The organism is Citrobacter sp. Cf072, assembly GCF_030334485.1.
Lineage (GTDB): Bacteria > Pseudomonadota > Gammaproteobacteria > Enterobacterales > Enterobacteriaceae > Citrobacter > Citrobacter freundii.
In genome coordinates, this window is record NZ_JAOWDX010000035.1 from 21,079 (window position 1) to 42,882 (window position 21,804).

A 21,804-nucleotide genomic window follows, 5' to 3' on the forward strand; every position below is an offset into this window, starting at 1 on the left:
GATTAATACCATCACTCGGGCCGTGAAACCGCGTAAGTTTTCAGTCAGGCCCTTGTTCTACGCCAGCGCGCTTAGCGCTGGCGTATTGCTGTGCTCCTTTTCCGCCCACGCGGACGAACGCGATCAGCTCAAATCTATTCAGGCCGATATCGCGGCAAAAGAACGCGCGGTACGCCAACAGCAACAACAACGTTCCACTCTCCTCGCTCAGCTTAAAGCTCAGGAACAAGCCATCGCCGTTGCCGCAAGGCAGTTACGCGAAACGCAGAACTCACTGGCACAGCTGAACGCACAAATCGCTGAGATGAACGCCGCGCTCGCGAAGCTGGAAAAGCAGCGGGCAGCGCAAGAGCGCAGTCTGGCAGCCCAGTTAGACGCCGCGTTTCGCCAGGGTGAACACACCGGTATTCAGCTCATCCTTAGCGGCGAAGAAAGCCAGCGCGGACAGCGTCTGCAGGCCTATTTCGGCTATCTGAACCAGGCGAGGCAAGAAACTATCGCGCAGCTGAAACAAACGCGCGAAGAGGTCGATTCGCAAAAAGCCGAGCTGGAAGATAAGCAGAGCGAACAGCAGACCCTGCTGTACGAACAACGCGCTCAGCAGGCTAAGCTGGAACAGGCACGTAACGAACGCCAGAAAACGCTTTCGAGTCTGGAATCATCGATTCAACAGGGCCAGCAGCAACTGGGCGAAATGCGCGCTAACGAATCCCGTCTGCGCAACAGCATTGCTCGCGCCGAAGCTGCGGCCAAAGCGCGCGCGGAACGTGAAGCGCGCGAGGCGCAGGCCGTACGTGATAAGCAGAAGGATGCGTCACGAAAAGGCTCGACCTACAAGCCGACCGAAAGCGAAAAATCACTGATGTCCCGTACCGGCGGCCTGGGTTCGCCGCGCGGCCAGGCATTCTGGCCCGTTCGTGGCCCAACACTGCATCGTTATGGCGAACAGCTGCAGGGTGAGCTACGTTGGAAGGGTATGGTTATTGGCGCATCCGAAGGCACCGAAGTTAAAGCCATTGCCGATGGTCGCGTCATTCTGGCGGACTGGTTGCAGGGCTATGGCCTGGTGGTCGTCGTTGAGCACGGTAAAGGCGATATGAGCCTGTACGGTTATAACCAGAGCGCACTGGTCAGCGTCGGTACGCAGGTTCGCGCCGGGCAGCCTATAGCACTAGTGGGTAGCAGCGGCGGTCAGGGCAGGCCGGCACTCTATTTCGAAATTCGTCGCCAGGGTCAGGCGGTCAATCCACAGCCGTGGTTGGGAAGATAAGTTTTGCCACAACAATTTCGTCGTCTACTACTCTCTCTCGCCAGCCTGCTGGCCTTCGCAACACCTGTTTTTGCTGGCAAACTCGCCATCGTCATTGATGATTTCGGCTATCGCCCACACACTGAAAACCAGGTACTGGCGATGCCTTCTACCATCTCCGTTGCCGTTCTGCCTAACGCCCCACATGCACGTGAAATGGCAATCAAAGCGCATAACAGCGGGCATGAAGTATTAATCCATCTGCCAATGGCGCCGCTGAGCAAGCAGCCGTTAGAGAAAGATACATTACGCCCTGAAATGAGCAGCGAAGAGATTGAGCGAATTATTCGCGACGCGGTAAGCAAAGTACCGAATGCGGTCGGTCTGAACAACCATATGGGCAGCGCGATGACCTCCAGTCTGTTTGGCATGCAGAAGGTGATGCAGGCGCTGGAGCGATACGATCTCTACTTCCTGGACAGCATGACCATTGGTAACAGCCAGGCAATGCGCGCAGCGTCAGGGACCGGTGTGAAAGTCATCAAACGCAAAGTCTTCCTGGATGACACGCAAAACGAAGCCGATATTCGCCGTCAGTTTAATCGTGCCGTCGAGCTGGCGCGCCGCAACGGTTCCGCAATCGCCATTGGCCATCCTCACCCGTCTACGGTTCGTGTCCTGCAGCAGATGCTGTATAGCCTGCCAGCCGACATCACGTTGGTTCGCCCAAGCAGCCTGCTCAATGAACCGCAGGTGGATACCTCCAGACCAAACCTCACGCCACCGAAGAACGGTATACCTGATGCGCCGCGTAATCCTTTCCGCGGGGTGAAATTATGCAAACCGAAGCAGCCGTTAGAGCCGGTGTACGCCAGCCGCTTCTTCAGCGTGCTCGGCGAAAGCATTACCCAAAGCACGCTGGTGCAGTATATGCGCCTGCAGTGGCAGGGCTGGCAATAATCAGTCTTTGCTATCCAGCGTTAAATGAGCCAGGCGGCGCGGCGTCAGTGCTTTATCGCGCCACTGGCTAAAGCGGATGGCCCACAACAGCACCTGATAACCCAGCTTAACGCTGCAAATATTGCTTACCATACGCTTGAACATACCTGACACGAATACTTCAGCAATCATGCGCTGGCGGATTTTCTCGTCCGGTTCTTTACGGATGCAATGACAAACGCGTAGCGCTTCGTAAATCACCTGCTGTTTGAATTCCGGGTAAATGGGAATACGCCCGGCGTAGTCGTGATTCATCTTATCCAGCAGACGGGTAATTTTGATGTAGTGGCGCTGGTAAGCGAGATTTTTCAGCCCGGTGCGCGGCAGACGGCTAACAGATGCGCCGTGCAGGAAGTATTTATACAGAGGGATTTCCGTGTAACGCGCGCGCTTCGCATTAAACATAAACTCCGTCGTCCAGATAATATCCTGGTGATGCAGGCCAGACAGGAAGGTCAGCCCCGCGTCGCGGATAGTCTGATGACGATAAACGCCCATCCAGACAACGTGTCGCCAACGGCGGCTGGCTAACGCTTTGCGTAACCAGTCTGGCCCGGTCATCACGCCGGTAGAACGAATACGATCGGTAGGAATGGATGCCCAGGTGTGGCCGGTTTCCGCAATACACCAATCAGCGTTGCACTGCGCAACATCCAGGTTGTCTTTCAGCGCCATAGTCATCAGCGTTTCATACATTTCCGGATAGGCAATATCATCGCCGTCTACGTACGCGATGTACTCCCCCCTGGCGACTTTCATCCCGGTATTGCGCGCCGCCGAAACGCCCCCATTGCGCTGGTGCAGCAGATGAACGTGCGGATAACGATCCGCATAAGACTGAGCAAGCTCCGCAGAGTTATCCGTAGAGCCATCATTAACAATGATGATCTCCAGGTTCTTCCAGGTTTGCGCAATCAGCGAATCCATACACGCAATGAACGGTTCACCCGTGTTGTAAAGCGGCATAATGACGCTCAGGAGACCAGGGATATAGGTCATATCAAATCCAGCCAGACAATAGAGTAATCGGCACTTTTTAGCATATTAAGCGGTAGATTTTCAGAAAAAATTATTAATTCTTTAGCGGAAAATGCGCCGGGCGGGGGAGATTGTGCAGGCAAAAAACGCCCCGGATGATTAATGATAATCAACATCCGGGGACAACACACAGAATCCACAGGGTGGATACGGTTAATCCCAGCTCAGGATCACTTTCCCTGACTGGCCTGAACGCATCGCGTCAAAGCCCTGCTGGAATTCATCGATGGAGAATCGATGGGTGATGATCGGCGACAAATCCAGACCAGACTGGATCAGTGCAGCCATTTTGTACCATGTCTCAAACATCTCACGACCGTAGATACCTTTAATAAACAGTCCTTTAAAGATAACTTTCGTCCAGTCGATGGACATATCAGATGGCGGAATACCCAGCATAGCAATACGGCCACCGTGATTCATGGTGTCCAGCATAGCGCGAAACGCTGGCGGCGCCCCGGACATCTCCAGGCCCACATCAAACCCTTCGGTCATACCCAGTTCAGCCATCACGTCGGTCAGATTCTCTTTCGACACGTTGACCGCGCGGGTGATACCCATTTTGCGCGCCAGCTCAAGGCGATACTCATTAACGTCGGTGATCACCACGTGGCGTGCGCCAACGTGCTTCGCGACCGCCGCCGCCATAATACCGATTGGACCCGCACCGGACACCAGTACATCTTCCCCAACCAGATCGAACGACAGCGCCGTGTGCACTGCATTACCGAACGGATCGAAGATAGACGCCAGGTCGTCGGAGATATTGTCCGGGATTTTAAATGCGTTAAATGCCGGGATCACCAGGTACTCCGCAAAGCAGCCCGGACGGTTTACACCGACACCGGTCGTATTGCGGCACAGGTGAGTACGTCCACCGCGGCAGTTACGGCAATGTCCGCAGGTGATATGACCTTCGCCTGAAACGCGATCGCCGATTTTAAAGCCTTTAACTTCCTGACCGATGCCAACAACTTCGCCGACATATTCATGCCCAACGACCATCGGTACTGGGATGGTTTTTTGCGACCATTCATCCCAGTTATAAATGTGAACGTCAGTCCCGCAGATGGCTGTTTTACGGATTTTAATCAGCAAATCGTTATGACCGACTTCCGGTTCAGGAACGTCAGTCATCCAAATGCCCTCTTCCGCTTTCAGTTTGGATAACGCTTTCATTTCACATCCTCAGGCAATAACGCCCAGTTGTTTACCAATGCGTGTGAACGCCTCAACAGCACGCGTAATCTGCTCAGGGGTATGCGCCGCAGACATCTGGGTACGGATACGCGCCTGGCCTTTTGGAACCACCGGATAGAAGAATCCGGTAACGTAAATCCCCTCTTTTTGCAGTTCACGAGCAAAGTCCTGCGCGATCACTGCATCACCCAACATCACCGGGATAATCGCGTGATCGGCACCGGCTAAAGTAAAGCCTGCGGCAGACATTTGCTCGCGGAACTGACGTGCGTTCGCCCACAGGCGGTCGCGCAGGTCGCTGCCTGCTTCAACCATTTCCAGCACTTTAATGGAGGCCGCAACAATCGCTGGCGCCAGTGAGTTGGAGAACAGATAAGGACGGGAACGCTGACGCAGCCACTCAACAACTTCTTTACGCGCTGCGGTGTAACCACCGGATGCGCCGCCGAGTGCTTTACCCAGCGTACCGGTGATGATGTCCACGCGACCCATCACGTCACAGTATTCATGGGAGCCACGACCATTTTCGCCGACAAAACCGACGGCATGGGAATCATCAACCATGACCAGCGCGTCGTATTTATCCGCCAGATCGCAAACGCCTTTCAGGTTAGCGATCACACCATCCATAGAGAACACGCCATCAGTGGCGATCAGGATATGACGAGCGCCCGCTTCACGTGCTTCTTTCAGGCGAGCTTCCAGTTCCACCATATCGTTGTTGGCGTAACGGAAACGTTTTGCTTTACACAGACGAACGCCATCTATGATAGAAGCGTGGTTCAGGGCATCGGAAATAATTGCGTCTTCTGCGCCCAGCAGCGTTTCAAACAGGCCGCCATTGGCGTCGAAGCAGGAAGAGTAAAGGATGGCATCTTCCATACCGAGGAATGCCGCCAGTTTTTGCTCCAGTTGCTTATGGCTATCCTGGGTACCGCAAATAAAGCGAACCGAAGCCATACCAAATCCGTGAGAATCCATACCCGCTTTTGCTGCTGCAATCAGTTCCGGATGATTAGCCAGTCCCAGATAGTTGTTCGCACAAAAGTTAATAACGTGGCTTCCGTCCGCCACGGTGATATCCGCCTGCTGGGCAGATGTAATAATGCGCTCTTCTTTAAACAATCCTTCCGCACGTGCGGTGTCGAGATCGTTGGTTAACTGTTTGTAAAAATCCCCACGCATTTCAATTCTCCAGACTGGGCAAATTTCAGCACATATTACCCAAAGCTATACGTTGATACGAGATGACGCATCATCACTTCTTCAAAATGAAGCATAAATCACGTGTACCCGCACGGCTTATCGGTGAATGGCTGAAGCCTGAGCCATGTAGTGATATGATAGAAAGTATTCGTGTCTGAGATTGTCTCTGACTCCATAATTCGAAGGTTACATTTATGATCATCGTTACCGGCGGCGCGGGCTTTATCGGCAGCAACATCGTTAAGTCCCTGAATGATAAAGGCATCACCGACATCCTGGTGGTGGACAACCTGAAAGACGGCACCAAGTTCGTTAACTTGGTGGATCTGAATATTGCTGACTACATGGACAAGGAAGACTTCCTGATCCAGATTATGGCCGGGGAAGATTTCGGCGATATCGAAGCTATTTTCCACGAAGGCGCATGCTCTTCCACCACCGAGTGGGACGGCAAGTATATGATGGACAACAACTATCAATACTCTAAAGAGCTGCTGCACTACTGCCTGGAGCGTGAAATCCCGTTCCTGTACGCGTCCTCTGCCGCCACCTATGGCGGTCGCACTTCTGATTTCATCGAATCCCGTGAATATGAGAAACCGCTGAACGTCTATGGCTACTCAAAATTCCTGTTCGACGAGTACGTGCGTCAGATCCTGCCGGAAGCCAACTCTCAGATTGTTGGCTTCCGCTATTTCAACGTCTACGGACCGCGTGAAGGCCATAAAGGCAGCATGGCGAGCGTCGCTTTCCACCTCAATACTCAGCTTAACAATGGCGAAACACCAAAACTGTTCGAAGGCAGCGAAAACTTCAAACGTGATTTCGTTTACGTTGGCGATGTGGCTGCAGTGAACCTGTGGTTCCTGGAAAACGGGGTATCCGGCATCTTTAACCTCGGTACTGGTCGTGCGGAATCTTTCCAGGCCGTTGCTGACGCAACGCTGGCGTACCACAAAAAAGGCAGCATTGAGTACATTCCATTCCCGGAAAAACTGAAAGGCCGCTACCAGGCGTTTACTCAGGCAGACCTGACCAACCTGCGCGCCGCGGGCTATGACAAGCCGTTTAAGACCGTTGCTGAAGGCGTAACGGAATATATGGCCTGGCTGAACCGCGACGCATAAGGCAGGCAATCTATGAGGATTCTGGTGGTTGGCCCGTCTTGGGTGGGCGACATGATGATGTCGCAAAGTCTCTATCGCACGCTCAAGGCGCGCTATCCCCAGGCGATAATCGACGTGATGGCACCTGCATGGTGCCGTCCGCTGTTATCGCGGATGCCGGAAGTCAATGAAGCGATCGCGATGCCGCTTGGGCATGGCGCTCTGGAAATTGGTGAACGGCGTAAGCTCGGTCATAGCCTGCGTGAGAAGCGCTATGACCGCGCTTATGTGCTGCCTAACTCGTTTAAATCCGCGTTGGTGCCCTTTTTTGCAGGTATTCCGCATCGTACCGGTTGGCGTGGTGAAATGCGCTACGGCCTGCTCAACGATGCGCGCGTGCTGGATAAAGACGCATGGCCGCTGATGGTCGAACGCTATGTGGCCCTGGCCTACGATAAAGGCGTGATGCTGTCGGCTAAAGATTTGCCGCAACCTCTGCTGTGGCCACAGTTGCAGGTCAGCGAAGGTGAAAAGTCTCTGACCTGTAGCCAGTTCTCCCTTTCTGCCGAACGCCCCATCATCGGTTTTTGCCCGGGTGCGGAATTTGGTCCGGCGAAACGCTGGCCACACTACCATTATGCTGAACTGGCAAAACAGCTGATCGACGAAGGTCATCAGATTGTGCTGTTTGGCTCGGCAAAAGATCATGAAGCCGGAAATGAAATCCTGGCAACGTTAAGCGTTGAGCAGCAGGCCTGGTGTCGTAATCTGGCGGGCGAAACGCAGCTGGAGCAGGCCGTTATTCTGCTCGCCGCCTGCAAAGCGGTCGTCACCAACGACTCTGGATTAATGCACGTTGCCGCAGCGTTGAATCGACCTCTGGTAGCATTGTATGGCCCAAGTAGTCCGGACTTTACCCCGCCGTTGTCGCACAAAGCGCGGGTCATTCGTCTGATTACGGGCTATCACAAAGTGCGCAAGGGCGATGCGGCAGAAGGCTATCACCAAAGCCTGATTGACATCACACCCCAGCGTGTACTGGAAGAACTCAACGACCTGTTGTTACAAGAGGAAGCCTGACGGATGCGGGTTCTGATCGTTAAAACGTCGTCTATGGGCGATGTACTGCATACGTTGCCCGCATTAACCGATGCGCAGCAGGCTATTCCGGGTATTCAATTTGATTGGGTGGTGGAAGAAGGATTCGCGCAGATCCCTTCCTGGCATGCAGCCGTTGACCGGGTCATCCCAGTGGCGATTCGCCGCTGGCGTAAAGCCTGGTTTTCAGCGCCGATTAAAGCCGAGCGTAAAGCGTTTCGCGATGCGGTACGTTTGCAGCAGTATGACGCGATAATTGATGCGCAGGGTCTGGTTAAAAGTGCGGCGTTGGTGACGCGTCTGGCACGTGGCGTCAAGCATGGTATGGACTGGAGTACGGCCCGCGAGCCGCTGGCTAGCCTGTTTTATAATCGCAAGCATCACATTGCTAAACAGCAGCATGCGGTAGAACGTACGCGTGAATTGTTCGCCAAAAGTCTGGGATATGCCAAACCGCAGTCGCAGGGTGATTACGCTATCGCTCAGCATTTTGTGAATGAATGTAATGCTGATACAGGCCATTATGCTGTATTTCTGCATGCCACAACACGTGATGATAAGCACTGGCCAGAAGCCAACTGGCGGGAGCTGATTGAGCTGTTAAATAATACGGGCATCCGTATTAAACTCCCCTGGGGCGCCCCTCATGAAGAAGAGCGCGCCAAAAGGCTGGCGGAAGGTTTTCCCTACGTTGATGTCCTGCCGCGAATGAGTCTGGAAGAGGTTGCGCGCATTCTGGCGGGGGCAAAGTTTGTGGTGTCGGTTGATACAGGTCTCAGCCATTTAACCGCCGCCTTGGATCGCCCCAATATTACGTTGTATGGCCCGACAGACCCGGGATTGATTGGTGGATATGGGAAGAATCAATACACACAGCAGAGCCATTCCGGAAAATTGCAGGATCTGGACGCAAGCTTAGTCAACGTATCGCTAATTGATAATAATTTGCTTTAACTTTAAGAGACGAACCATGCTTCGCCAACACATGTTTTCTCGTTTTGTTTGTAGTATAAAAAATAATCCATTCGATTTTATATACGTCTTATTTTATGCTGGGATCCTGGCAACTCTTGCGATGGTCCTGGTCAATCCAGATGAAGCGCTGAAGGTATTTATTTTCTCCACGGCCCTGTCTCTGCCGCTGATAGGAAAAAATATAAAGCATGTGTGCAGTAACAAACAAAATCTGGTTTTGCCATTTATGTTGCTGCTTTTCGGTTTAGTCCAGATTATTTGGGTAGAAATATTTAAACAACCTGGCTCAGCCTTTACCGGTGCCTATCGTTCATACCAGAACGGTGGCAAAGTGATGATTTTTGCCGCACTGGTTATGACAGCTCTGACCACGCGAGAGCCGTGTGCTAACAAAACTCGCATTACCAGTCTCTGGACGATTCTTACCGCAATAGGCTTGTATCTTTTCGCAAGCTACGAGGCTGCCGGAGCACCAGATATTATGACCTACCGTGTTGCGCTGGGCTTTGAACACCAAACCGGCACAGCCTACGCTCTGACGCTAATTGCATTATTAGCGTCTCAGGCCATTATTAATCTCCGTCTAAAACACACCGTTGCACTCTATCTGTTACATTTTTTGATATCGCTGGCAGTCATCATCACAACGCAAACTCGGGCTGCTATTTTGGTATACCCGATCCTGAGTGTCGGCCTATTCCTGATGTACTATCGTCACAACCGCACCATGCTATTAAGGGCACTGCTGGGTTTTGTAATACTGGTGGGAATTGCTGCGATTCCCTTAAAACCAATCATTGAAAGCCGCTACCAGAACTTCCTGGTCGATCTGCACTCTTATAATCAAAACAATAGTAATACTTCTATCGGCGCGCGACTGGCGATGCAACGGGCAGGGATTGAATCTGGGAACGGTCATGATTGGGGGCAGTCACTTGAACAACGCGGAGCAGAAATTCAGCGACTTGCCGTGCAAGATACTTCCTTACAAGGGGCACTTGAGTTCATTAACGTCCACCTGCATAACGAAGTCATTGATACCTTTTCGCTAAAGGGCATCCCTGGGGTTGTTGTGCTACTCTTGCTCTATATCGCTATGTTTTTAACAGCTTACTGGCAACGTAGTCCCTTGTTGTTCGTTATCTCAGGCGCAATCGCTATCTATGGCTTGAGTGATTTATTATTGTATGCCAAAGGTGAAGCCCTGAGCAGCGTACTGGCGTTATGTGTAGCAGCAGTACTGAGCTCGAATCCAACAAGAGAACGATGCCATGGTTAACGCTTCCGGTTATTTACTGAGCATTATTATACCTACATACAACAACGCTGAACTCATCACAGCGACGTTGGCGTCTATACATCAGAGCATCACTGATGATGTAGAGGTAATAATTGTTAATGATGGCTCTACGGATTTAACCGAAGAGCGTATAAATGCGTTTTACCGCGAAAAAGATTGCCATAATGTTAAATATATAAGCCAAAAAAATCAGGGCGTTGCAATCACCCGTAACGTTGGGCTTGCCCATGCGACAGGGAAATATATTGGCTTTGTTGACAGTGACGATATTGTCTGCGCAGATTATTTCACTATTCTTCTCCCTAAGTTGAGAGATGAACAATATGACATTCTTGAATTTAATTTAACCCGGGAGATAAAAAATCTGTATCAGAATTCATCTGGTATAGAAAACGGCATTAGTCAGCATGAAATTATATTATCGGATAATAATTATACTCCTTTGCTACCAATATTCCGGGCAGGGCAATGGCATCTCATGACAAAAATCTTCCATCGTAACATTATTGGCAACGATCGATTCGAAGAACATCGCCGGTACGAAGACATGATTTTCTGCCCTTTCCAATACTTTAAATGCCATAAAATATTAAAGATTGAAAATACACTGTATTTTTACCGGAAAAATGAAAAGAGCATTACCGAGAATATTATTGATAGTGATGCGGATAGTATCTTTTTTGCTATGCGAAAAATGTATAACTATATAAATAAAAATAGCGCAAAACGTACTGTTGCCACACTGATGATCATCAACTGTTTTCTGGAAGGACGTAAACTATTACGCAAGAAAAAAGGTTATTATCGCTACAGCGAAAGCATGCTGAATGATATTCAGAATGCACTAGCATGCTGCGATACGAAAATCGTCAAGAAAAAAATAATTCTTAAGATGAAATATCCCCATATTGATCGTTCTATTTCTGAAATAAGATATAAAACAATATCTGCATTTAAGAACTTATTTTTTCGAAAGGGATTTTAACATGTTTGAAAAAATTGACCGAGTTCTTATTTGCAAGCTCAAGTTTTATGGAGATGTTCTGTTAACAACGCCAGTCATTGCCAGCATTCGGGCTCGTTATCCACATGCTAAGATCGATCTGCTCCTCTATAAAGATACCAAAGCAATCTTAGCCGCCCACAAAGACATCAATACATTTTATCTCATTGAGAAAAAACAGGGCCTGCTGGCAACAGCAAAGAATTATCTCTCAGTACGTCAACAACTGAAGAAAAATCACTATGACCTGATTGTTAACCTCACTGAACAATGGCCAATTGGTGCGCTTATCGCCTCTTTACGCCGCCCTTCAATTGCCTTCCAGCGCGAAAAAGATCAGTGGAATCGACTTTTTACGCGAGTAACACCGTCCATTGGGACGCATATTGTTGAACAAAACCTTTCGATTCTAAAAGGCATTGGCTTTAGCGAAGCAGAACTAAAGAAAGAGATGTCGCTGAGTTATCGTCAAGATGATTATCAACATCTGGTATCCCTGTTACCCACGTTGCCTACGCAGAAATATGTCGTTATTCAACCCACTGCCAGACAAGAGTTTAAATGCTGGGATGATGAGAAGTTCGCGCATGTTATAGACCACCTGCATCAGCGTGGTTTGCATGTCTATCTTACCTGTGGGCCTGCAACAAGTGAGCAGCAACAGGTTCAGCGCATTGCTGAACTGTGCCAATCGTCTCCTGATCTGACGCTGGCAGGTAAAACGACCTTCCTGCAACTAGCTGCGTTGATCGACCATGCTGTTTTGTACATTGGTGTCGATTCCGCACCTATGCATATGGCTGCAGCGCTAAGGACACCGCAGGTTTGCCTGTTTGGCGCCACCAACTACCAACAGTGGAAGCCATGGTCTGATAAAGCCGTTTTGATTTGGGCTGGCGAATACCATCCGATGCCTTCGCGGGATGAGCTCGACCGGTCAAAAAAATATCTGACATGGATACCGGAACAGGCCGTGGTTGACGCTATTGATATGGTACTTCATGATAGTGACAATGTTCAAGGTAATGAGAAAGCATAAATGGACAACAAAAATAACATTATTAATATTGCTTACTGTACAGATGCTAATTATCTGGAATATGTAGCAGTGTCCATTATGTCTGTCATAATGAACAACCCGGAACAGCACCTGTCATTTTTTGTCTTTGTCTATGACGTTACTGACGAAGAAATCAATAAACTGCGTTCAACCAGTGATAAAATTCAGGTTATCAATATCGATAAAGAAGAGATTGAAAAGTATAACAGTGACTTTGCAATCAAACATCTGAACCGTTCGACCTATATGCGTCTGGCCGTACCGCGCTTACTTAAAGATAAAGTTGAGCATTTTATCTACCTGGATGCAGATACCCTGTGTTTTGATAAGCTCAATGACATTAACAGCATTGATATCAGCAACGTCATTTGTGCAGTCAGCCACGATTCTCTCGATATTCATGATACAAAAAATGCCAAACGCTTGGGCCTGAGTACTGGTCATTATTTCAATGCTGGTTTTTTGTATATCAATATTGAAAACTGGGTCAAGCATGATATTGAAAATAAAGCAAACACGGTGTTATTTGAACAAGGTAAATCCTTACCTTACTTTGACCAGGATGCATTGAATATCGCAATGGACGGTAACGTTAAGTTTATTGATAACAGATGGAATTTTTTGTTCAACTGGTTTACCGATCAACAAAAAGAGATATTCTTCTACCAAAAAGATATTCTGCCAAGAATTATCCACTTCACTGGTGGAAGGAAGCCCTGGTATAAAGAACATACTGGGCTTTCACAGCAACTTTATCTTTTCTACCATCATTTCACACCATGGCGAAACACAGAAATGCGTTCTTATGCTCCACGTATGAGACCTACTGATTATCGGGTCTATTCACGCCAGGAAGCTAAAAAAGGGAAGTATTGCGCCTCGATCAAATGGTATTTGAAATACCTTAAGACTAAATTACGTTAATAAAAAACTCCCTTACGGGAGTTTTTTTACTTACTTTTTAATTTTTCCCGCAAATAACCAATATAGCTTATTACCGAGGCGAAATACTTCCCTTGTAATCTTTCATGGCGTGATTTCTTTTTATATTGTTTTGGCGTTCTGGCGGGTAACAATGGAACATCTGCCCAAGGCGAAGCCTTCCAGGCGTCAACAAAAAACTGTGCTGAAGGATAATTTGCCCATGAATTCCAGGGTTTAGTCACGCCTATATAATGGATAAGGATGGTATCATCTGTTATATATTCTTTATAACTTGAGGTATCCTTACTTTTGAGTTCTTGTTTAATGCCGTAAATTGCATCATAAATTCTTGGTAAAAAAATTGTCTTACCAAAAAACATTATATTTAAGACATCCTGATCCAGAAAAGCGAATTTTCTTGTCTTATCCAAGAGGATCGAAAATGCTTCCGTAAAGAATTTTTGTTTTTTCCATTCCTTTAAATTTGCAAATATAACACCGGCATTGAAATATTGTTCGTTAAATTCCGGAGTATTAAGTCGCTGCGCGGCATACACCCGACTATCTTCAACATCCTGAATAACCGCTGCAACATGATGTTCCAGATTGATTTGTGTTAACTCAATAAGTGATCCTTTACATACAACATCAGCGTCTATATAGAGAAGATTATCGATCTTTTCGCTAAGATACTCAAACGCGATAAATCTGAAGTAGGTTGCGTGTGACCATGCATTCCCACACGGAAGGATCTTTAATCCTTCGGCATCCATCACATATACAGTTATATTGGTAGAAAACTGCTTAGCTAGTTTTTCTAATCTTTTGCGGTAATCTGAGTCAAGATAATCAGTAAAAAGATGAAAATGTATGCTGATATCTTTGTTATGTAGTAAAACGGACGACATCGAAACTGCCGCCCCAAACATAAAGTTTTGATCAACACCCCATGCAATATTGAGCTGTGGGGTTTGAGTTTCTGGAGCCCCAAAAACCTCAATGGTGTCTTTAATAGACTGATGACAATCAAAATTCATGTACTACACCTTTTTATATGCTATCTGAAAATTATCTGCACATCTAAATACTAATGAGACCGTGCACTATGTAGTTTGTTTTTTATATACATCACATGACTAAGTATCGAACGAATATATTTACGCTGCACTCTTTCATGTCGTGATTTACGTTTATACAGTTTTGCTGTGTTTGCATTTAACAAGGATTTTTCCGCCCATGCGGATTTTTTATAGGCATCAATGAAGAATTTAGCCACCGGATATTTAGCCCATGTATGCCATGGCTTAGTAACACCGACATAATGTATTAATACAGTATCATCTGTAATATAATCCTTGTAAATTTTATCATTTTTATTTTTCAGTTCCTGATCAACACCATAAATGCAGTTAAAATCTCGCCTCAGGAAAATGACATTACCGACAAACAATATATTCAGAACATCCTGGTCAAAATACAGAAGTTCCTTTTGGCGTTTATCTAAGATAGAAAATGCCTTTGTCAATAACTGCTGCTCACGCCAAACTTGAAGATTCGCAAATACCACACCGGAATTAAAGTAACCGTTACTCAATTCAGGAATACCGAGTCTGTTACCGGATTTAATACGCACTTCATCAATATCATTGATAACAGCAGCATATTCCCCACAGAAGTTAATCTCGGTAAGCTCGCGAAGAGAGCCTTTGCAAATAACATCTGCATCAAGATACAGTACGGAGCTTAACTCTGTGCTTAAATATTCAAATGCGAAATAACGATAGTACATTGCATAAGTCCATGCTTTTGTACTCGGCAACTCACGAAATGCAGCGTTATCGAACACAAGGACAGTGACTGTCGTACTGTACATCTGCGTCAGGCGTTTTACGCATTCCAGATAATCATCATCTATATAGTCTGTTGCTATATAAAAGTGGATATCAATATCAGGATTATTCACTAATACTGATGTCATAGAAATGCCAGAACCAAACAAAAAATTACGATCGACACCATACGCAACACTTAATTTTTTACTCTTGTCATGCGAGGAGCTGTCGATAACATGTTTTTGAATGATTAGCTTCTGGAAATCAATGTTCATAATAAAATGGCCTCAAACTTCATGTGTTATTTATAGCGCTTTTCTAATTGTTCTTTGTCTTATTTTTTGCGCTTTTGTGACAGCCTGTTCAAACAACCTGACTTCCTGACGAAAGATTTCACGTAGTGGCTTCGAAAAATAGACACGTAAAAAACGGTAGATATCTCTGGACGTCAACCCGATCTCAAGTGAAGAGAAATAGAGTCCAATCAGATCCTTATCCCGCCAGCGGCGTGGCACATGCTGACGAATTTGTGCACGATGCAAATCGATTACGGAGAGTTTGATATCCGCAATATTTTCTGGCATCGGTTGTTGGAGTAAAAAATGGCAAATATAGCAATCCCGATGATTTACTCCCCCCCGATGCATTTTACCCACCATTTCTGCCACACGGGTAATAATGGTCCGTTTTAATACAAAATCAGGGGGCTCAACTTTCCACCTTGCACAAAAATCTTCAAGGCTGATAGCAGGAGAGAGATCTTCAGTGATGATAAATGAGGTGCGCTCTAACGGATTCAGTCCTTTCTGCCCAAATGCCACGCCGGTCATGGTGTCAACACTCAGTTCCTGTAAGCGATGAATTGCCAGCCACTCCCGGTCTGCGCCCAGTACAGGCATACGTAAAGATATAAGATTCTTCACCACTTCTTTAAGCGTGGTTCCATGATGATATTTAAGAAAATAACCCTTACCCATCATCTCAAAACGTAGGGTACGTCGTGTTTCCAGGGCGCGAAAAACCTCACCGTTCAGCTTAGCGACTTCAGTAAACGGGTCTTTTCCTTGCCACTGCGTGGCAAATGGTTCTTTTAATTCAATCATTCTTAGGACCTAAAATGATATCTGCAGCTTTATCTGCCAGGCTGTAGAGATCTTTTGTATCAGCAAAATGCCGTGCGTTCCCGGCCCAACGACTTCTCTGCTCATTATTTTGCAGCGCATCGAAAAGTGCTGTATTCAGATTTTCCTGCTCAAAAGGTTCAGGAATCACCACCCCACATTGGGCGGCGTTGATATAACCCGCATAGCCGCAAACTTCGGTAGTTAATACCGGCAGTCCGGCAACTACAGCTTCTAGCAAGACAATACCGGCGGCTTCCTGTACAGCTGGGTGAAGTAATAAATCAGCAGCAGACATCAATTCTGCGACATCGTCCCGCCCCGAGAAGAACTGCACTTGTTCTTCAACCCCCAATTGACGAGCCTGAGCGCGATAGCGATCGGCCTTATCCTGACCAACAACCATCAATCGTGTGCGGTGGCGAATGACATCAGGCAAAGAAGCCAACGCCTGTAATGTTCTTGGCACGCCTTTGCGTTTGAAATCGGAACCTACCTGTAAGAGCAAGAACTGATCGAGACCAATACCATTTTTTTCTCTAACAATCAGCCGGCTGTTTTCAGGTTGCTGGCTGTACTTTCTGTCAGGGTAGATTCCTGGAGGCAGAATACGAAAGCGCTGGCTCTCAGTTTGGTAATGATGCTTGAAGTCACCAATTTGTTTATCGGTTAACATCAAAAGCGTAGTGCCGACACCCTGCTGAAATACGGCTTTTTCAAATGCAGAGTAGTGTCGGTACCTGCGCGTCAATTTGTAGAAAAAGCCTTTCTCGCGGGCAACCTTTTCCGCATAGCAAACGTCCGCAGCGTAATACACATCCAGGCCAGGCATTTTATTAAAACCAACGATACGATCGACGGGATGTTGAGTTAAATAATTCTGAACCCACTGATAATATTGCTCGTTTTTCCCATGATTCGTTCTGGATGTAACGGGGACGAGTATAATCTCCAGCCCTTCCGGACGCTCGCCCTGCCATGACTGGGTAAATACCTGAACATGATGACCACGAGAAGCAACCGTCAGCGCTACCCGCAAGAAATCACGCTGTAACCCACCATAGGGAAAATACTTGTACAAACAAAAAGCAATATTCATGCATTAATATCCGCATCGCGTCGCCAGGCATATCAGGTTTGAAGCATCAGAATCGTGTAATCCTTGCCTAAAGCATCCAAAGATGACTTTCTGTGCTTTCGAAACGTTTCTGCCCGCTAGCTACCTGAAATTGCGCAGTAGTATATCATTTATTATCAAGCATTCCGAAATGAATATTTTTTAAACAAAAAACAAAATAAACCATTAAAAACATACAGATAAATAAGACACCAGTTCATCAGGAAACGCACACCGCACAAGAGGTTAAGCATATAAATGCGGCCATGTGCATTTTTGAAATAGCCATCAGCGAAATCAGTTCCCCACCAATTCCATCGTTTTGATACAACCTGGATAAAAATGATGGTAAAGCCATAGTTAAATACATAGAATCCCCAGCACATTCATAAGTCAGCTACCATTATGCTCGAATTGCTTTACACCGCCCTTTTCTACCTTATTCAGCCTTTGATCTGGATACGGCTTTGGGTGCGCGGACGTAAGGCTCCGGCCTACCGTAAACGCTGGGGCGAACGCTACGGCTTTTATCGCCGCCCGCTAAAACCCGGCGGGATCATGCTTCATTCGGTTTCTGTGGGCGAAACGCTGGCTGCAATCCCATTAGTTCGCGCTCTGCGCCACCGTTATCCCGACTTGCCGATCACGGTCACCACCATGACGCCAACCGGTTCCGAGCGCGTACAATCTGCTTTTGGCACTGATGTTCAGCATATTTATCTGCCTTACGATTTACCGGATGCCCTGAACCGTTTTCTGAATAAAGTTGACCCCAAACTGGTGTTAATTATGGAAACCGAGCTGTGGCCAAATCTGATCGCGGCACTCCATAAGCGTCACATTCCTCTGGTCATTGCCAACGCACGTCTTTCTGCTCGTTCAGCCGCTGGCTATGCGAAATTAGGTAAATTTGTTGGCAGACTACTGCGTCGAATTACGTTAATTGCCGCACAAAACGAAGAAGATGGCGCACGTTTTATTACGCTTGGCGCCAGAAGCAATCAGGTCACCGTTACTGGCAGCCTGAAGTTTGATATATCCGTCACGCCACAACTGGCCGCAAAAGCGGTGACATTACGTCGTCAATGGGCTCCTCACCGTCCGGTATGGATTGCAACCAGCACCCACGACGGCGAAGAAAGCATCATCATTGCCGCCCATCAGGCGTTATTAAATCAGTTCCCGAATCTTTTACTAATTCTGGTTCCCAGACATCCTGAACGGTTCCCGGATGCAATTAACCTCGTACGCCAGGCAGGGCTAAGTTATACCACCCGTTCTTCGGGTGAAGTTCCGTCCTCAGGCACTCAGGTTGTGATCGGCGATACCATGGGTGAGCTGATGTTGCTGTATGGCATTGCCGACCTTGCTTTTGTCGGCGGTTCACTGGTTGAACGTGGTGGGCACAATCCACTGGAAGCCGCGGCACATGCTATTCCAGTGCTGATGGGACCACATACGTTTAATTTTAAAGATATTTGCGCCCGCCTCGAACAGGCAAGCGGATTGATCACCGTCACCGACGCACCTACGCTGGTAAAAGAAGTATCTTCTTTACTGACCGATGCAGATTATCGTAATTTTTATGGCCGTCACGCAGTTGAAGTTCTGTATCAAAATCAGGGCGCGTTACAGCGTCTGCTGCAGCTGCTGGAACCTTATCTGCCACCCAAAACGCATTGAGGCAAGCCATGCAAAAACGGGCGATTTATCCAGGAACCTTTGATCCCATAACTAACGGCCATCTTGATATCGTGACGCGTGCGACCAGCATGTTCGATCACGTGATCCTGGCGATTGCCGCAAGTCCCAGTAAAAAACCGATGTTTACCCTTGAAGAGCGCGTCGAGCTGGCGCAACAGGCAACGGCGCATCTCGGCAATGTGGAAGTTCTGGGATTCAGCGACTTAATGGCAAATTTTGCCCGTGATAATCAGGCTAACATTCTGATCCGAGGCCTACGCGCGGTAGCAGATTTTGAGTATGAAATGCAGCTGGCGCACATGAACCGCCACCTAATGCCGCAACTGGAAAGCGTCTTTCTGATGCCGTCTAAAGAGTGGTCATTTATCTCATCGTCACTGGTGAAAGAAGTCGCCCGCCATCAGGGTGATGTGACGCACTTTCTGCCGGAAAACGTCCATCAGGCGTTAATGAGTAAGTTGAAGTAATGTGCCTGGCCGGATGCTGCATCCGGCCAGCAATGACACTATTTCTGACAGCGACGGCAATAGAACGTTGTACGCTGGGCGTGTTTTGTCGCAACAATCGGTGCGCCACATGCGCGGCAAGGTTCACCTTCTCTCCCATAGACCTGCAGCTCCTGGGCAAAATAGCCCGGCTTACCGTCACTTTGCAGAAAGTCCTTCAGCGTCGTCCCGCCCTGCTCGATAGAACGCAGCAAAACCGCCTTGATAACGCGTACCAGCAGTTCACACTCATCTTTCGACAGCGATGATGCCAGACGGTCAGGATGGATACCAGCCGCAAACAGCGACTCGCTGGCATAGATGTTTCCCACCCCCACCACCAGCTTGTTATCCATCAGCCAGGGTTTAATCGCCGTTTTCTTCTTTGCACATTTCTGCTGTAGATAACCGGCGTTGAAATCGTCACTCAGCGGCTCAGGGCCAAGATGGGCGAGGACATTATGTCCATCCAGCTCTTTAGTCCACAGCCAGGCACCAAAGCGACGGGGGTCGGTATAACGCAGAACTTTGCCATTGCTCATCACTAAGTCAACGTGGTCGTGCTTATCTGCCGGAAGCTCTTCAGGAAGGATACGCAAACTACCCGACATCCCCAGATGAATGATTACCCAGCCATCCGGCAGCTCCAGAAGCAGGTATTTTGCGCGCCGCTGTACGCTCAGGACAGGTTTATCGCTCAGGCGATAGATTTCCTCTGATACCGGCCAACGCAAACGACCGTTACGCACAGTCGCGTGCATAATCGTTGCCCCCACCAGATGCGGCTCAATCCCACGGCGACTGGTTTCGACTTCAGGTAATTCAGGCATAGTATCTCCGGCGGTGTATCAGGTCTCATTAATATGGGGACGGCCAGAAAACAAAAAACCCCGCCGAGGCGAGGTTTTTTGCTACATCGAAACTAAAATTATTTGATTTTAGCTTCTTTGTACAGTACGTGCTGGCGTACAACTGGATCGAATTTTTTCAGTTCCAGTTTTTCCGGCTTAGTACGTTTGTTCTTCGTAGTGGTATAGAAATGACCAGTACCAGCAGAAGAAACCAGCTTGATTTTCTCACGAATACCTTTAGCCATGATTTATTTCCTCTTAGTACTTAGTACTTTTCGCCACGGGCACGCAGTTCAGACAGAACTGTTTCGATGCCTTTCTTATCAATTACACGCATACCTTTAGCAGATACACGCAGGGTGACAAAACGCTTCTCGCTCTCAACCCAGAAACGGTGAGAGTGCAGGTTCGGCAGGAAACGGCGTTTAGTCGCGTTCAGTGCGTGGGAACGGTTGTTACCGGTCACCGGACGCTTGCCAGTAACTTGGCAGACTCGGGACATGTCTATTCTCCAAAAATCAAATTAGCTCGAGCTTCGTATGGGGTATCGGCGCCTCGTCAGGCTTTACAGCCCGGTCATCGCATAGTTCTAAGTGAACTCTCGATTGCCAGGCCCAAATGCCAAACCCGAGATTCTCAAAGGTGGCGTAGTATACGCTGACCCGGCGTTATGCTCAAGTCCCGAACAGACAAAGATCCCGATGGATCGCGTAAAGTGCGTTAAATCCAACCGCGTTCCGCAAAAGAAACGTACTCTCCGCGCCCAATGACCAGATGATCAAGCACCCGGATATCCATGAACTGACAGCATTTCACAACACGCTCGGTGATGAGTTTATCTGCTTTACTCGGCTCTGCACACCCCGAAGGGTGATTATGCGCAAGGATCACGGCGGAAGCATTCATTTTTATCGCTTCGCGGACAATTTCTCGCGGATGTACCTCGACGTGGCTTAGTGTCCCGGAAAAAAGTTTGCTGTGTTTAATCACTTGATGTTGAGAATCCATAAAGATCACCAGAAAGATCTCGCGTTCCTCTTGCGAGAGCTGGCTTTGCAGAAATTCACGCGCCATTTCCGGGCTAAGTAAAGCACGCTCCTCTATCACTCGCACGTTGTAGTAGCGTCTTGCCAGCTCCGCAATACCCTTCAACTGTGCATACTTCGCGATACCGATTCCCGGAACATAGCTAAAATCCATGTAATCAGCAGACAACAAGCCATACAACGACTCAAAATGCTGAAGCATCTCTTTCGCTAGCGTAAGCACATCTTTACCCTGAATGCCGGTACGTAAAAAAAGCGCCAGTAACTCAACATCGGTCAGCGAACTGGCCCCCTGTGCCAACAGCTTTTCCCTGGGCATCATACTTCCTGTATTGTCCATACTTTTCCCTCCTTTCGCGTCCGCATAGTGGCATAACACCGACGGTGAATCGACGCGCTGTTTTCACTTCTTCGTAGTGCCTCGCAAAGTAGAAGACGGTCAAAAGCACGACAAATTGCGGATTGTGATAAAATATCCGCCTTCTGGTGA

General features: G+C 48.0%; 22 protein-coding genes. 11 read left to right on the forward strand and 11 right to left on the reverse strand.

From position 1 onward, the window contains the following. The first annotated feature begins 10 nt into the window (after positions 1–10). Both envC and OGX66_RS04140 read left to right on the forward strand, forming a co-directional pair. A complete protein-coding gene (envC, locus tag OGX66_RS04135) occupies positions 11–1,270 on the forward strand; it encodes a murein hydrolase activator EnvC (protein WP_270934379.1) in 1,260 nt (419 codons plus the stop codon). Positions 1,271–1,273: 3 nt separating this feature from the next. Next, on the forward strand, positions 1,274–2,209 hold the full coding sequence (locus OGX66_RS04140) for a divergent polysaccharide deacetylase family protein (RefSeq protein WP_048217053.1): 936 nt from the start codon (positions 1,274–1,276) through the stop codon (positions 2,207–2,209). Here the strand turns inward: OGX66_RS04140 and OGX66_RS04145 are convergent, their stop codons facing one another. From OGX66_RS04145 to kbl, 3 genes are all read right to left on the reverse strand, one after another. Continuing rightward, a complete protein-coding gene (locus tag OGX66_RS04145; RefSeq protein ID WP_003844540.1) occupies positions 2,210–3,247 on the reverse strand; it encodes a glycosyltransferase in 1,038 nt (345 codons plus the stop codon). Between the two features lie 192 nt (positions 3,248–3,439). Continuing rightward, the gene (gene tdh, locus OGX66_RS04150; protein ID WP_003024132.1) at positions 3,440–4,465 is read right to left on the reverse strand and encodes an L-threonine 3-dehydrogenase; all 1,026 of its coding nucleotides are present in this window, start codon (positions 4,463–4,465) and stop codon (positions 3,440–3,442) included. A 9-nt stretch (positions 4,466–4,474) separates the two neighbouring features. After that, on the reverse strand, positions 4,475–5,671 hold the full coding sequence (kbl, locus tag OGX66_RS04155; protein WP_003837635.1) for a glycine C-acetyltransferase: 1,197 nt from the start codon (positions 5,669–5,671) through the stop codon (positions 4,475–4,477). Positions 5,672–5,886: 215 nt separating this feature from the next. On the opposite strand from kbl, the gene rfaD reads away from it, so the two are divergent. From rfaD to OGX66_RS04190, 7 genes are read left to right on the forward strand one after another with little or no spacing between them, the layout of a single operon-like run. Continuing rightward, positions 5,887–6,819 carry an ADP-glyceromanno-heptose 6-epimerase gene (gene rfaD / locus OGX66_RS04160; RefSeq protein ID WP_003827312.1) on the forward strand — a complete coding sequence of 311 codons (933 nt, stop codon included), beginning with the start codon at positions 5,887–5,889 and terminating at the stop codon, positions 6,817–6,819. Between the two features lie 12 nt (positions 6,820–6,831). Continuing rightward, the gene (rfaF, locus tag OGX66_RS04165; protein WP_003837632.1) at positions 6,832–7,878 is read left to right on the forward strand and encodes an ADP-heptose--LPS heptosyltransferase RfaF; all 1,047 of its coding nucleotides are present in this window, start codon (positions 6,832–6,834) and stop codon (positions 7,876–7,878) included. Between the two features lie 3 nt (positions 7,879–7,881). Then, a complete protein-coding gene (rfaC, locus tag OGX66_RS04170) occupies positions 7,882–8,850 on the forward strand; it encodes a lipopolysaccharide heptosyltransferase RfaC (RefSeq protein ID WP_049002654.1) in 969 nt (322 codons plus the stop codon). Between the two features lie 16 nt (positions 8,851–8,866). Continuing rightward, positions 8,867–10,150 carry an O-antigen ligase family protein gene (locus tag OGX66_RS04175; RefSeq protein WP_174335188.1) on the forward strand — a complete coding sequence of 428 codons (1,284 nt, stop codon included), beginning with the start codon at positions 8,867–8,869 and terminating at the stop codon, positions 10,148–10,150. Beyond that, entirely contained in the window at positions 10,143–11,156 is a 1,014-nt protein-coding gene (locus OGX66_RS04180) for a glycosyltransferase family 2 protein (protein WP_088902950.1), read from the forward strand. The genes OGX66_RS04175 and OGX66_RS04180 overlap by 8 nt, the downstream gene beginning before the upstream one ends. A gap of 1 nt (position 11,157) precedes the next feature. After that, on the forward strand, positions 11,158–12,213 hold the full coding sequence (gene rfaQ / locus OGX66_RS04185) for a lipopolysaccharide core heptosyltransferase RfaQ (RefSeq protein ID WP_088902949.1): 1,056 nt from the start codon (positions 11,158–11,160) through the stop codon (positions 12,211–12,213). Then, positions 12,214–13,158, forward strand: a complete 945-nt coding sequence (locus tag OGX66_RS04190) for a glycosyltransferase family 8 protein (protein ID WP_088902948.1) — start codon at positions 12,214–12,216, stop codon at positions 13,156–13,158. It begins immediately after the preceding gene. A gap of 26 nt (positions 13,159–13,184) precedes the next feature. Here the strand turns inward: OGX66_RS04190 and OGX66_RS04195 are convergent, their stop codons facing one another. From OGX66_RS04195 to OGX66_RS04210, 4 genes are read right to left on the reverse strand one after another with little or no spacing between them, the layout of a single operon-like run. Continuing rightward, complete coding sequence (locus tag OGX66_RS04195) at positions 13,185–14,195, reverse strand: glycosyltransferase family 8 protein (protein ID WP_044714175.1); 1,011 nt, start codon at positions 14,193–14,195, stop codon at positions 13,185–13,187. Positions 14,196–14,245: 50 nt separating this feature from the next. Further along, positions 14,246–15,265, reverse strand: coding sequence for a glycosyltransferase family 8 protein (locus OGX66_RS04200; protein WP_044714178.1), 1,020 nt, complete (start codon positions 15,263–15,265; stop codon positions 14,246–14,248). Between the two features lie 30 nt (positions 15,266–15,295). After that, complete coding sequence (rfaP, locus tag OGX66_RS04205) at positions 15,296–16,093, reverse strand: lipopolysaccharide core heptose(I) kinase RfaP (protein WP_088902947.1); 798 nt, start codon at positions 16,091–16,093, stop codon at positions 15,296–15,298. Then, positions 16,086–17,210, reverse strand: a complete 1,125-nt coding sequence (locus tag OGX66_RS04210) for a glycosyltransferase family 4 protein (protein ID WP_088902946.1) — start codon at positions 17,208–17,210, stop codon at positions 16,086–16,088. Before OGX66_RS04210 ends, rfaP begins: the two co-directional genes overlap by 8 nt. Before the next feature lie 423 nt (positions 17,211–17,633). Between OGX66_RS04210 and waaA the strand changes: the two genes are divergently transcribed. Together waaA and coaD are read left to right on the forward strand one after the other, a co-directional pair. Continuing rightward, positions 17,634–18,911, forward strand: coding sequence for a lipid IV(A) 3-deoxy-D-manno-octulosonic acid transferase (gene waaA / locus OGX66_RS04215; RefSeq protein ID WP_003837609.1), 1,278 nt, complete (start codon positions 17,634–17,636; stop codon positions 18,909–18,911). 8 nt (positions 18,912–18,919) lie between these two features. Beyond that, a complete protein-coding gene (coaD, locus tag OGX66_RS04220) occupies positions 18,920–19,399 on the forward strand; it encodes a pantetheine-phosphate adenylyltransferase (protein ID WP_003024099.1) in 480 nt (159 codons plus the stop codon). A gap of 38 nt (positions 19,400–19,437) precedes the next feature. On the opposite strand, the gene mutM is transcribed toward coaD, so the two are convergent. From mutM to radC, 4 genes are all read right to left on the reverse strand, one after another. After that, positions 19,438–20,247 carry a bifunctional DNA-formamidopyrimidine glycosylase/DNA-(apurinic or apyrimidinic site) lyase gene (mutM, locus tag OGX66_RS04225; protein WP_003844529.1) on the reverse strand — a complete coding sequence of 270 codons (810 nt, stop codon included), beginning with the start codon at positions 20,245–20,247 and terminating at the stop codon, positions 19,438–19,440. Positions 20,248–20,345: 98 nt separating this feature from the next. Continuing rightward, on the reverse strand, positions 20,346–20,513 hold the full coding sequence (gene rpmG, locus OGX66_RS04230) for a 50S ribosomal protein L33 (protein ID WP_003024094.1): 168 nt from the start codon (positions 20,511–20,513) through the stop codon (positions 20,346–20,348). 20 nt (positions 20,514–20,533) lie between these two features. Then, positions 20,534–20,770, reverse strand: a complete 237-nt coding sequence (gene rpmB, locus OGX66_RS04235) for a 50S ribosomal protein L28 (RefSeq protein ID WP_003024071.1) — start codon at positions 20,768–20,770, stop codon at positions 20,534–20,536. Positions 20,771–20,988: 218 nt separating this feature from the next. Further along, entirely contained in the window at positions 20,989–21,654 is a 666-nt protein-coding gene (radC, locus tag OGX66_RS04240) for a RadC family protein (RefSeq protein WP_003837605.1), read from the reverse strand. Positions 21,655–21,804 lie beyond the last annotated feature (150 nt).